The sequence below is a fragment of the Streptomyces sp. NPDC001709 genome (assembly GCF_053596375.1).
The window spans coordinates 44,576-56,968 of sequence record NZ_JBSFGB010000049.1 but is presented as its reverse complement, the minus strand read 5'-3'; the positions used below and the strand labels follow the sequence as shown (position 1 = coordinate 56,968).

The 12,393-nt window shown below is 71.8% G+C and carries 11 protein-coding genes; 5 read left to right on the top strand and 6 right to left on the bottom strand.

The features are described 5' to 3' along the window. The 3 genes from ACWC0C_RS41885 to glgB form a co-directional block, all read left to right on the top strand. A partial coding sequence (locus ACWC0C_RS41885) for an alpha-glucosidase C-terminal domain-containing protein (protein WP_450869931.1) occupies window positions 1-459 on the top strand: 459 nt, incomplete at its 5' end. An 87-nt stretch (window positions 460-546) separates the two neighbouring features. Continuing rightward, complete coding sequence (locus tag ACWC0C_RS41880) at window positions 547-1,917, top strand: maltokinase N-terminal cap-like domain-containing protein (protein WP_450869929.1); 1,371 nt, start codon at window positions 547-549, stop codon at window positions 1,915-1,917. 19 nt (window positions 1,918-1,936) lie between these two features. After that, on the top strand, window positions 1,937-4,156 hold the full coding sequence (gene glgB, locus ACWC0C_RS41875) for a 1,4-alpha-glucan branching enzyme (RefSeq protein ID WP_450869928.1): 2,220 nt from the start codon (window positions 1,937-1,939) through the stop codon (window positions 4,154-4,156). 133 nt (window positions 4,157-4,289) lie between these two features. On the opposite strand, the gene ACWC0C_RS41870 is transcribed toward glgB, so the two are convergent. The 4 genes from ACWC0C_RS41870 to ACWC0C_RS41855 all read right to left on the bottom strand — a co-directional run bounded on the left by ACWC0C_RS41870 (window position 4,290) and on the right by ACWC0C_RS41855 (window position 7,998). Beyond that, entirely contained in the window at window positions 4,290-6,569 is a 2,280-nt protein-coding gene (locus tag ACWC0C_RS41870; RefSeq protein ID WP_450869934.1) for a HelD family protein, read from the bottom strand. 120 nt (window positions 6,570-6,689) lie between these two features. Further along, window positions 6,690-7,022 (bottom strand): thioredoxin family protein, encoded by a 333-nt coding sequence (locus tag ACWC0C_RS41865; protein WP_449197171.1) that lies wholly within the window; start codon window positions 7,020-7,022, stop codon window positions 6,690-6,692. Next, complete coding sequence (locus ACWC0C_RS41860; RefSeq protein ID WP_450869926.1) at window positions 7,019-7,447, bottom strand: MerR family transcriptional regulator; 429 nt, start codon at window positions 7,445-7,447, stop codon at window positions 7,019-7,021. The genes ACWC0C_RS41865 and ACWC0C_RS41860 overlap by 4 nt, the downstream gene beginning before the upstream one ends. A 29-nt stretch (window positions 7,448-7,476) precedes the next feature. After that, entirely contained in the window at window positions 7,477-7,998 is a 522-nt protein-coding gene (locus ACWC0C_RS41855) for an Lrp/AsnC family transcriptional regulator (RefSeq protein WP_450869924.1), read from the bottom strand. 45 nt (window positions 7,999-8,043) lie between these two features. Here ACWC0C_RS41855 and ACWC0C_RS41850 point away from each other — a divergent pair, with 45 nt between their 5' ends. Together ACWC0C_RS41850 and ACWC0C_RS41845 are read left to right on the top strand one after the other, a co-directional pair. Continuing rightward, on the top strand, window positions 8,044-8,952 hold the full coding sequence (locus ACWC0C_RS41850) for an NAD-dependent epimerase/dehydratase family protein (RefSeq protein ID WP_450869923.1): 909 nt from the start codon (window positions 8,044-8,046) through the stop codon (window positions 8,950-8,952). 1 nt (window position 8,953) lies between these two features. Continuing rightward, entirely contained in the window at window positions 8,954-9,829 is an 876-nt protein-coding gene (locus tag ACWC0C_RS41845; RefSeq protein WP_450869921.1) for an aldo/keto reductase, read from the top strand. On the opposite strand, the gene ACWC0C_RS41840 is transcribed toward ACWC0C_RS41845, so the two are convergent. Next, complete coding sequence (locus ACWC0C_RS41840; protein ID WP_450869919.1) at window positions 9,826-10,590, bottom strand: DUF2127 domain-containing protein; 765 nt, start codon at window positions 10,588-10,590, stop codon at window positions 9,826-9,828. The two genes, ACWC0C_RS41845 and ACWC0C_RS41840, sit on opposite strands and share 4 nt — an antisense overlap. Window positions 10,591-10,700: 110 nt before the next feature. Then, window positions 10,701-12,383 (bottom strand): MFS transporter, encoded by a 1,683-nt coding sequence (locus tag ACWC0C_RS41835; protein ID WP_450869917.1) that lies wholly within the window; start codon window positions 12,381-12,383, stop codon window positions 10,701-10,703. Between the last annotated feature and the right edge of the window lie 10 nt (window positions 12,384-12,393).

Here is a 12,393-nt window from a genome sequence, read left to right as displayed (position 1 = left end):
CCCATGCAGTGGACCCCCGACCGCAACGCGGGCTTCTCCTCCAGCGACCCGGGACGCCTCTTCCTGCCCACGATCATGGACCCGGTCTACGGCTACCAGGTCACCAACGTCGAGGCCTCCATGTCCTCGCCGTCCTCGCTGCTGCACTGGACGCGGCGCATGATCGAGATCCGCAAGCAGAATCCTGCCTTCGGACTGGGGTCCTACACCGAACTGCAGTCCACGAACCCGGCGGTGCTGGCGTTCCTGCGGGAGTACGAGGACGACCTCGTGCTGTGCGTCCACAACTTCTCCCGCTTCGCGCAGCCCACCGAGCTGGACCTGAGCCGGTTCGGCGGGCGGCACCCGGTCGAGCTGTTCGGCGGGGTCCGCTTCCCGGCCATCGGCGAGCTGCCGTACCTGCTCACCCTCGCGGGGCACGGCTTCTACTGGTTCCGCCTGCGCCGGGACGTGGCCTAGAACCCCGTGGGTGGGGCGGTTTCCGCCGTCCCACCCGGGGCACGCATCAGTAACACCCCGACGATCCGGGGAAAGGACATGACGCCCATGGCGGAAACGGTCACCACCCCCTCGTTCCTCGCCTCCCTCGACCCCTTGTTGCGCGACTGGCTGCCGAGGCAGCGCTGGTTCGCCGGCAAGGGTCGCCCGGTCACCGGGTTCACGCCCGTGGCCGCCACCGAGCTGCTGCCGCCCGACGGCCGGCTGGGCCTGTACCACCTGCTGCTGCGCGTCCACCAGCCGTCCGTGCTGGGCGCCGAGCCCCACGCGGGCGACTGCTACCAGCTGCTCATAGGCGTGCGCGAGGCGCTGCCGCCCCGACTGGCGCCCGCGCTGATCGGACATGTGGAGGACGGGCCGCTCGCCGGACGCACGGTGTACGAGGCCCTGTACGACCCCCGGCCCGCCGAAGTGCTCCTGGAAGCCCTGCGCACCCAGGCCCGCATCGGCGGGCTGCGTTTCGAGCGGGACCCGAGCCAGGAGATCCGCGAGGGCCTCGTGGCCAGGCTGATGACCGCCGAGCAGTCCAACTCCTCGGTGGTCTACGGCGATACGTTCATCCTGAAACTGCTGCGCCGGGTGGTGCCCGGTGTCAACCCCGACCTGGAGATACCCCTGGCGCTGGCCCGCGAGGGCTGCCCCCGGGTGCCCGCGCCGACCGCCTGGCTGCACGCCGAGCTGGACGGCGAACCGGACGCGGCCTACGTCCTGGCGGTGCTCCAGCCCTTCGTCAGCGGTGCGAGCGACGGCTGGGAGCTGGCGCTGCGCGAGCTGGCCAAGGGCGAGGACTTCGCCGCCGAGGCGCGGGCCCTGGGGCGGGCCACCGCCGAGGTGCACACCGCGCTCGCCCGCGCCCTGCCTACGGTCACCCTCGGCCATGTGCAGCTGGGGGCGCTGGCCGACGGGATGACACAGCGGCTGGCGGCGGCCGTGCAGGCGGTGCCGGCGCTGCGGCCGTACGAGAGCGGGCTGCGCTCGGCGTATCGGGCGCTGGCCGGTCTCGCCACGGAGGGCCGCACCTGGACCGCCCAGCGGATCCACGGCGATCTGCACCTGGGCCAGTGCCTGCGCTCGCCCTCCGGGGAGTGGACGCTGATCGACTTCGAGGGCGAGCCGGCCCGGCCGCCGGCCGAGCGGCGTCTGCCGCAGCCACCGGTGCGGGACATCGCGGGGATGCTCCGCTCCTTCGACTACGCGGCCCACACCGTGAGCCCGCCCGCACCGGACTGGGCGCGCCTGTGCCGGGCCGCCTACTGCTCCGGGTACGCGGAGGTGGCCGGCCGCGATCCGCGCACCGACGCGGTGCTGCTGCGGGCCTACGAGACCGACAAGGCGGTCTACGAGGTCGTCTACGAGGCCCGCCACCGCCCCGACTGGCTCCCCGTACCGCTCTCGGCGATCCGTCGCCTCGCCGCGTGAAGACCAGGAGGCTCCGTTCGTGACGACCAAGAAGCCGGCCACCTCGAGGACCACCCCGGCTGTCACCGTTCCCCTCGCCGAGCGCGAACGGCTGCTGCACGGCACCCACCACGACCCGCACTCGGTGCTGGGCGCGCATCCGGTGCCCGGCGGCGTCGCCTTCCGGGCCTTCCGGCCGTACGCGCTGTCCGTCACGGTCGTCACCGGTGACCTGCGGGCCGAGCTGCACGACGACGGCGACGGGTTCTTCTCGGGGTCGCTGCCGCTCAGGGGCGTGCCGGACTACCGGCTGCTGGTGGCGTACGAGGGGAGCGTCCTGGACATCCAGGACGCCTACGGTTTCCTGCCCACCCTCGGGGAGCTGGACCTGCATCTGATCGGCGAGGGCCGGCACGAGCAGCTGTGGCGGGCGCTCGGCTCGCACGTCACCACCCATCAGGGTGTGCCCGGCACCCGGTTCGCGGTGTGGGCGCCCAACGCGCGGGGGGTGCGGATCGCGGGCGGCTTCAACTTCTGGGACGGGACGGGCTTTCCGATGCGCTCGCTGGGCTCCAGTGGGGTGTGGGAGCTGTTCGTGCCGGGGATCGGCGCGGGCGAGGCGTACAAGTTCGAGATCACCCGCCCGGACGGCTCGCGCACCCTGCGCGCCGATCCGCTGGCCCGCCGTACCGAGGCCCCGCCCGCCACCGCGTCGATCGTGCACGTCCCGCACCACGAGTGGGCCGACGCCGAGTGGATGGCCCACCGGGGCGACACCCCGGTGCACGAGGCGCCCCTCTCCGTCTACGAGGTCCACCTGCCCTCGTGGCGGCCGCTCACCTATCGCCAACTGGCCGATCAACTACCCGGCTACGTCAGGGAGATGGGCTTCACCCACGTGGAGCTGATGCCGGTCGCCGAGCACCCCTTCGGCGGCTCCTGGGGTTACCAGGTCACCGGCTTCTACGCCCCGACGGCCCGGCTCGGTACCCCGGACGACTTCAAGTACCTGGTGGACAAGCTGCACCAGGCCGGTATCGGTGTGCTGATGGACTGGGTGCCGGCGCACTTCCCGCGCGACGACTGGGCGCTGGCCGAGTTCGACGGGCGCCCGCTGTACGAGCACCACGATCCGCTGCGGGCCGCCCATCCCGACTGGGGCACCCTGGAGTTCGACTTCGGCCGCCGTGAGGTGCGCAACTTCCTGGTGGCGAACGCCGTGTACTGGTGCGAGGAGTTCCACATCGACGGGCTGCGCGTGGACGCGGTGGCCTCCATGCTCTACCTGGACTACTCGCGCGAGCCGGGCCAGTGGACGCCGAACGAGCACGGCGGCCGGGAGAACCTGGACGCGGTCGCGTTCCTGCAGGAGATGAACGCCACCGTGTACCGGCGCTGCCCGGGCGTGGTGACCATCGCCGAGGAGTCGACGGCCTGGGACGGCGTCACCCGCCCCACCCACCACGGGGGCCCGAGCGGCTTCGGCGGGCTCGGCTTCGGCCTGAAGTGGAACATGGGCTGGATGCACGACTCGCTGGAGTACATGGCCCACGAGCCGGTGCACCGCAAGTACCACCACCACGAGATGACCTTCTCGATGGTGTACGCGTACAGCGAGAACTACGTCCTGCCGATCTCCCACGACGAGGTCGTGCACGGCAAGCGGTCCCTGGTGTCGAAGATGCCCGGCGACTGGTGGCAGCAGCGCGCGAACCACCGCGCCTACCTGGGCTTCATGTGGGCCCATCCCGGCAAGCAACTCCTCTTCATGGGGCAGGAGTTCGCGCAGGGCGCCGAGTGGTCCGAGGCGCACGGCCCCGACTGGTGGCTGCTCGACCCGTCCTACGGTGCCGAGGCCGACCACCGGGGCGTACGGGATCTCGTACGGGACCTGAACGCGCTGTACCGGGCGACGCCTGCGCTGTGGCAGCGGGACACCGACCCGGCGGGCTTCCAGTGGATCACCGGCGACGCGGCGGACGACAACGTCTTCGCCTTCCTGCGCCTGGACGCCGACGGCACCCCGCTCCTCGCGGTCTGCCACATGTCCCCGGTGGTCCGGCACGACTACCGGCTCGGGGTCCCCGAGGACGTACCGGCCTGGCACGAGTCGTTGAACACGGACGCCGCGCGGTACGGCGGCGGCGATGTCGCCAACCCCGACGTCATCAAGCCGGAGCCCCAGGGGTGGCACGGCCGCCCGGCGAGCATCCGGCTGACCCTGCCCCCGCTGGCGACGGTGTGGCTGAGGCCTGCCTGACCGGCCGATCAGCGCGCGCCTTAGGGGGCGGCTCCCACGGAGACCGGGCCGATCCCGTGGACCCTCTTCGAGCCCTCCTCGCTGCACCCGAGCTGCCCGCCGCCGTCGGCGACGGGCAGCTCCTCGCCGAGCGCTACGGCCCGGTGACGCCCGTGGCCAGCGGCTGAGGCAGCCGGTCCGTGTACAGCACCCCGAGCCGCTGGGTGGCGCGGGTCAGGGCGACGTACAGGTCGCTCGTGCCGTAGCGGACCGGCTCCACCACCAGCACCGAGTCGAATTCGAGGCCCTTGGCCTGGCGGGGGTCGAGCAGAACGACCGTACGGGTCAGGTCGGGCTCGCCGCCCGCCGTGACGCCGTCCAGCCGGGCGGCCAGCGCGCGGTGCAGCTCGCGCGGGGCGATGACCGCGAGGCGGCCCTCGGCCGGGGTGAGTTCGGCGACCGCCTTGGCCACCGCCTCCGGCAGGTCGCCGCCGGCCTGCCGCACCCAGGGCCGTACCCCGGTCGTGCGGACCGAACTCGGCGGTTCGAAGTCCGGGTTCTCGGCGCGGACCACGGCCGCGGCCAGCTCCATGATCTCGGCCGGGGTGCGGTAGTTGACGCCGAGCCGGGTGTGGTCCCAGCGGTCCTCGACATAGGGGGCGAGGATGTCCGCCCAGGAGCCGACCCCGGCCGCCTCGGCGGTCTGGGCGGGGTCGCCGACCAGGGTCATCGAGCGGGTGGGGCTGCGCCGCATCAGCAGCCGCCAGGCCATCGGCGACAGCTCCTGCGCCTCGTCGACGATGATGTGCCCGAACGCCCAGGTGCGGTCGGCCGCCGCGCGCTCGGCGGCGCTGCGGTGGTCCGCCTCCTCCTGCCGCTCGGCGAAGCGTTCGGCGTCGATGATGTCGTGGGCCGACAGCACCTCCGACTCCTCATCGTGCTTGTCCTCGAACTCGTACGTCCGGGAGGCGTACGACACGTCCAGCACGCCCTGGGCGTAGGCGACCTGGGTCTCTCGTTCGCGCTCGGCACGGGCCCGTGCCGAGCGCTCGTCCTCGCCGAGGAGTTCGGCCGCCTCGTCCAGCAGGGGGACGTCGGCGACGGTCCATGCGCGGGTCACCGGACGCCGGATGGCGGCGGCGTCCTCCTCGCTGACGTACCCCTCGGGCTTCGCGAGGAAGTCCGCGACGAGCCGCTGCGGGGTGATCCGGGGCCACAACTGGTCGATGGCGCCCCAGACCTCGGGGTTCTCGGCGAGTTCATCGCGGATCTGCGTGATGTCGGAGGCGTCCAGCAGGCTGCTGCCGTCGTACGGGTCGGTGCCCACGCGTTCGGCGTACAGCTCGGTGAGGGTGTTGAGGATGTACCCCTCGAAGTACTCACGGGCGGCGTTGTGCGGCAGCTTGGCGGCGCGGGTGCGCTCGCGGGCGACGCCCACGAGCCCGTCGTCGAGCATCAGGACCTCGCGGTCGTGCTCGATCGCGATCACCGGGTCGGGCAGGGCCTGCCGGTCGCGTACGGCGGCGGCGAGCACGTCGGCCATGTCGGCGCGGCCCTTCACGGCGGCCGCCTGCGGGGTGTCGGTGGCGGTGGCCTTCACCCCGGGGAACAGCTCGCCGACCGTGGCCAGCAGCACCCCGGTCTCGCCGAGCGAGGGCAGCACCTCGCCGATATAGCCGAGGAACGCCGGGTTCGGGCCGACGATCAGCACGGCGCGGCGGGCCAGCAGCTCCCGGTACTCGTAGAGGAGATAGGCGGCGCGGTGCAGCGCGACCGCGGTCTTTCCGGTGCCGGGGCCGCCCTCGACCACCAGCACCCCCCGGTACGGCGCCCGGATGATCTCGTCCTGCTCGGCCTGGATGGTCTGCACGATGTCGCTCATGCGGCCGGTGCGCGCCGAGTTCAGCGCGGCCAGCAGCACGGCATCGCCGTTGTGGTCCTCGTACCCGGTGCGGGTGGCGTCGCCGAGGTCGAGGATCTCGTCGTGCAGGGAGGTCACGCTCCGGCCCTGGGTGGTGATGTGCCGGCGGCGGCGCAGGCCCATCGGGGTGTGACCGGTGGCCAGGTAGAAGGGGCGGGCGACATCGGCCCGCCAGTCGATGAGGACCGGGGTGTGCTCGGCGTCGTCCTCGCGCAGCCCGATCCGGCCGATGTGGTGGCCGGTGCCGTCGGCGAGGTCGATCCGGCCGAAGCACAGCGAGCCGTCGACGGCGTTCAGCGCGGCGAGCAGCCCCGAGCGCTCGGCGACCAGGATGTCCCGCTCCAGCCGGGCCTGCATGGGCTTGTCGCCCTGGGCGAGCGCGTCCGCGACCGAGGACTGGGCCTCGCCGCGCAGCACGTCCACGCGCGCGTACAGTCCGTCGATGAATTCCTGCTCGCGGCGCAATTCATCGTCTGGAAATTCGGTGTTTGACAATTCCGCTCCCGCCCGGATATACTGTGCCAGTGAACTTCCCCGCGACTTGTTCAAAATGAAGTCGCGAACCACTGAATATACGCACAGAAATCCCCCGAGCGCAATTGCTCAGGGGATTTTTTAGTGGGCGGCTCCGCCTCAGAGCACGTCGGCCAGCTCCTCCAGCAGCCGCCGCTTGGGCCGCGCCCCCACCATCGACCGCACCGGCTCACCGTCCCGGAAGACCATCAGGGTCGGCGTGGACAGCACCCCGTAGGCGACGGTCGTCCCCGGATTGCGGTCGACGTCGATCTGCACGATCCGCAGCCGGTCCCCCTCCTCGAAGGCGATGTCCTTCAGCACCGGCGCGAGCTGCCGGCACGGCCCGCACCAGTCGGCGGTGAACTGCACCAGCACCGGCAGCTCGGCCCCGATCACCTCCGCCTCGAAATCGGCGTCCGTCACCTGTGCCAGTCCGCTCACCAAGCTCATCGCGAAAGCCCTCCCAGCTCGCATACGGGCTCCGGACCCCCCGGAACCAGCGCCTCGGCGGCCAGCGCGTCCCGCGCCTGCTCGGCCCGCCGCAGCTGACCGGCGACCGTCTCCCGCACCGCCGACAGCTGCCCGATGAGCGCGTCCAGCTCCGCCAGCTTGCGCCGGTAGACCACGAGCGAGGCCGGGCAGGAGTCGCCCTCCGGGTGCCCGGCGCGCAGGCACTCCACGAAGGGCCGCGTCTCCTCCAGCTCGAACCCGAAGTCCCGCAGCGTCCGGATCTGCTCCAGCAGCCTCAGGTCGGCCTCGTCGTACGTGCGGTGTCCGTTGCCGTCGCGCCGGGCCGGCAGCAGCCCGCGTGCCTCGTAGTAGCGCAGGGTGCGGGTCGTGGTCCGGGCCCGTGCGGCCAGCTCGCCGATTCGCATGCCTACGACCGTAGGTGTTGACGTCGGCGTCAAGGCAAGGCGGGCGGCAGGAGCGGCTTGCCGCGCACCGGCGAGGACAGCACGATCGACGTCGTCGTCCGGCCCAGCGCCGAGGTCTGCTCCAGGACCTCCTCCAGATGCCCGGTGTCCGTGACGGCGACCTTGAGGATCCAGCAGTCCTCGCCGACCACGTGGTGCACCTCGGTGACCTCCGGGCGGTCGAGCAGCTCCAGGGTCCTCGGGTGCTTGAGGGTGTAACCGCCGTGCGGGTTCACCCGGATGAAGGCCTGGATGCCGTAGCCGAGCCGGGCGGGCGCGACCCGGGCGCCGTATCCCTCGACCGCGCCCGCCGCCTCCAGCCGGCGCACCCGCTCGGCCACGGCCGCCGGGCTCAGGCTGACCCGCCGCCCCAGCTCGCTGAGCTTGATCCGGCCGTCGGTCTGCAGCAGGTCCAGGAGCTGCCGGTCGACCGTGTCGAAGGCCACTGGTGTTTCGTTGGCGACGGCCCGCAGATGCCGTTGTTCTTTCGGTGCGGTGACCGCATCTCCCATGTCTCCCCCTTCAGGAACGGCTGTGACGCCCGGAGAATTATGGGCATGCGAAAGGCACGAGAGGTACTGGTCATCGGCGGCAACCGCTATTTCGGCAAGCGGCTGATCGGGCGGCTGGTGGCGGCCGGCGACCGGGTCACGGTCCTGAATCGGGGTTCGTCGGCGCCACCGCCGGGTGTGGCGCACCTGGTGGCCGACCGTGACGACGAGAAGGCCCTTGCCGAGGCCGTCGGCACCCGCGAGTTCGACGTCGTCCTCGACCAGGTCTGCTACACCCCGCGCCAGGCGGCGATCGCCCGCCGCGTCTTCGCGGGGCGCACCGGCCGCTATGTGATGACCTCGACGGTGGAGGTGTACGAGCACGAGGACTCCGAGGTGCTCGTGGGGGAGGGCGCGGTGGACCCGGGCACGGTCGCCGTGGACCTGGAACTGCCGTGGGACGACCCCGGGTTCCTGGAGTCCCATTACGGCGAGGGGAAGCGGCAGGCGGAAGCGGTGTTCGAGGGCTCCGGTCTTCCGTTCGCGTCCGTGCGGGTGGCCCATGTGCTGGGCGGTGACGACGACTTCACGGGCCGCCTCGACCACTACGCCGACCGTATCCGCACCGGCGCACGCATCGCCGTACCGCCGCTCGTGCACCCGGCGACGTACATCCACGTCGAGGAGATCGCGGACTTCCTGTTCTGGGCGGCCGGCGCGGACTTCACCGGCCCGGTGAACGCCGCCTCCCACGGCCTGCTGACCCTCGACGAGCTGTGCACCGCGGTGGCGGCACAACTCCCGGGGGGCGAGGTACGGTTCGCGGCGACCGAGTCCGCCGAGGTCTCCCCCTTCGCCTTCCGCCGCCGCTACGGCATGGACAACTCCCGGGCCCAGCGGCTCGGTTTCACCTTCGGGGACGTACGGCAGTGGCTGCCGAAGGCCGTCGCCGAGACGCTCGGAAAGGACCACTGACGTGCACTACCGCATTCTTGGCGGACTGAAGGCCGGCGCGGTCGGGCTCGGCGCCATGCCGCTGTCCATCGAGGGCCGGCCGGACGAGTCCCGTGCGCTGGCCACGATCCATGCCGCCCTGGACGCGGGCGTGACCCTGCTGGACACGGCCGACTCCTACCACCTGCCCGGCCAGGACCCCGGCCACAACGAGCTCCTCCTCGCCCGCGCGCTCGCGGCCTACGGCGGCGACACGGACGGCGTGCTGGTGGCCACCAAGGGCGGCCGGGGCCGGCCGGCCGACGGCAGCTGGACGGTGACGGGCACGCCCCGGCACCTCAAGGCGGCTGCGGAGGCCTCCCTGCGGCGGCTCGGTGTCGAGGCGATCGGCCTCTACCAGCTCCACAAGCCCGACCCCGCCGTCCCGTTCGAGGAGTCCGTCGGCGCCCTGCGCGACCTGCTCGACGAGGGCAAGATCCGCCTGGCGGGCCTGTCGAACGTGACCTGCGACCAGATCCTGCGGGCCCGTACGATCCTCGGCGACCGCCTGGTCTCGGTCCAGAACCGCTACTCCCCCGAGGTCCGCGACAGCGAACCCGAGCTGCGGCTGTGCGCGGAACTCGGCCTGGCGTTCCTGCCCTGGAGCCCGCTCGGCGGAATCTCGCGCAGCTCGCTGGACGGCCCGTCGGGCCTGGTGGACGACGGCCGCTTCGCCGCCTTCCACCAGGTGGCGGGAGAGCGCGGGGTGACCCCCCAGCAGGTCTGCCTGGCCTGGCTGCTGTCGCTCTCCCCGACCGTGATCCCGATCCCGGGCGCGAGCCGTCCGCAGACGATCCGGGACTCGGCGGGGGCGGCGGACCTGACCCTGACGCAGGAGGAACTCGCGCGGCTGCCCTAGACCGCGACCCCCGCCGACTCCTCCACCTCCATCAGGGAGGCGCTGTGCCGCTCCTCCTCGAACTTGCGGCGGCCGCCGCGCAGGCCGAACAGGCGCTTGGCCAGGGCGATGTAGAGGACCGCGAGGATGTTCAGGACGAGCGTGACGATCTTCAGATAGCTGACCTTCTCGCTGAGCTCGTAGATCTCCAGCGGGAGGAACGCGGCGGTCGCGACCACGGTCAGGTACTCGGCCCAGCGCTTGGCGTACCAGAGGCCGACCGCCTCGACCAGCTCGATCAGCGCGTAGGCCAGGAGAAGGGCGGCGACCAGCAACAGCGTGGAGTGCTTGTAGCCGAACGCCTTCTGGATGGAGCCGACGACCGGTGAGTGATCGAGGTCGTAGTGGAAGTGCCTGAAGACCGGGCGGAAGACGTCCAGGTTCTCGTTGAAGAGCCGGCGCACCGAGTCCTGGCTGTTGCTGAACTTCCACACGGCCACCGCGACCAGCACGATGAACACCCCGCGCACGGCCCGCTCGATCGAGAGGAAGCGCAGGATGAACAGATCCCGCAGCACCTTCCCGCGCGGCACCAGCGGGGCATCGGCGGCCGGCCCCGAGCCGTGCGGCTCACCCAGCACGAAGTCACCGCAGCGCAGGCAACGCCAGACGTCGCCCAGCGCGGTCTCGGCGTGCAGCCGCATCCGCAGCCGGGGGTCGTCGGGTGCGTAGGTGACATGCCCCTTGCGCGCGCAGGTCCGCCGGTCCCAGTCGATCTTCATTTCCCCCGTGCCTCCATCTTCACGTACTGACATCCGTACTGACGCCACGCACGAACGTGCCGTTCCGGTTGATCCGAAGCGGCACGCTAGTGGACGGGAGTGAAGAGTGCTCAGTCGGCCGCGCTGTGCGCCAGTTCCTTCGCCTCGGTCTCCTCGGTCTTCACCTGTGGGGAGGTCTTTTCACGGCGTGGCAGCAGAACCGCCACCAGGACCGTGCCGATGCCGAGGATCAGCGCGCCGACCAGGCTGGTGTGGGCGACGGCGTCGGAGAAGGAGGAGCCGACCGCGTGGGCCATCCGGCTGGCGCCGGCGGCGAGTTCGGTGGCCTGCTGCTTGAGCTGGGCGGCCTGGTGGGGGTCCTTGGCCTGGGCCGCCTGCGCGGCCAGCGCGTGGGCCTTGTCGCCGATGCCCTGGGCGACCGCGTATCCGGCGCCGACCGAGTCCTGCGCCGTCTCCAGGGCGCTCGCCGGGAGCTTGCTGCCCGCGGTGGCGTCGCTGAGGTGGTTGCCGTACGACGTCGCGAGCAGCGAGCCGAGGATGGCGATGCCGAGCGAGCCGCCCAGTTCGAGCGAGGTGTCGTTGACCGCGCCGCCGACGCCCAGCTCGGACTCCGGGAAGGCGCCCATGATGGCGTCGGTGCAGGGCGAGAGGGCGAGGCCGATGGCCAGGCCGAGGATGATCAGGGGGGCCAGGAAGTCGTTGTACGTCGAGCCCGCGTCGACCCGGGTCAGCAGCGCGAGGGCCGTCGTACCGCCGACCATGCCCGCGGTGACCGTCCACTTCATGCCGACGCGCGGGGTGAGCACGCCGGTCAGCGCGGAGCCGGCGAAGACCGCGCCGGCCAGCGGCAGCATGCGTACGCCGGTCTCCAGGGCGTCGTAGCCGAGGACGAACTGCAGGTGCTGGGTGAGGTAGTAGAAGGCGCCGAAGACGGCGAGGAAGAAGAGGGCGACGGCGAGGTTGGAGCCGGCGAACCGGCGGTGCGCGAAGCGGCGTACGTCGAGGATGGGGCGCGGGTGGCGCAGCTCCCAGAGGACGAAGGCGATCAGGCCGGCGCCCGCGGTCACGGCCGCGGTCACGGCCTTGACGCCCCAGCCGAAGTGCGGGCCCTCGATGATCATGTAGACCAGGGAGCCGGTCCAGATCACCGACAGCAGTCCGCCGACGTAGTCGATGCGGTCGTGGTGTCCGGCCTTGGACGGCGGGACCAGGACGAGGGCCGTGATGATCGCGACGGCCGCGATGGGCACGTTGATCAGGAAGGTCGAGGACCAGCCGTGGTCGCGCAGCAGGGCGCCCGCGACGACGGGTCCGGCGGCGATGGCGAGCCCGGCCGTCGCCGTCCACAGGGTGATGGCCTTGGCCCGTTCGCCGCGCGGGAAGGTCGCGGCGAGCAGGGAGAGGGTGGCGGGCATGATCAGCGCCGCGCCGACGCCCATCACGGCGCGGGCGGCGATGACGGTCGCCGCGCTGTCGGCGAGGTATCCGAAGACGGCGCCCCCGCCGAACACCACCAGCCCGAGGACGAGCGCCCCGCGCCGGCTGTACTTGTCGCCGATCGCGCCGAGCAGCAGCATCAGCGCGGCGTAGGGAACGGTGTAGCCGTCGATCACCCACTGCAGGTCGGCGCTGGACAGGCCGAGGTCCCGGGTCATGTCGGGTGCGGCGACCGTCAGCGCGGTGTTGGCCATCACGATGATCAGCAGGCTCAGGCAGAGCACGAGCAGTGCCCACCAGCGCCGGGCGTACGGGCGCTCCATCTTTTCGACCGGTTCGGTCATGACGAGTCGCATGGCAGGGGTC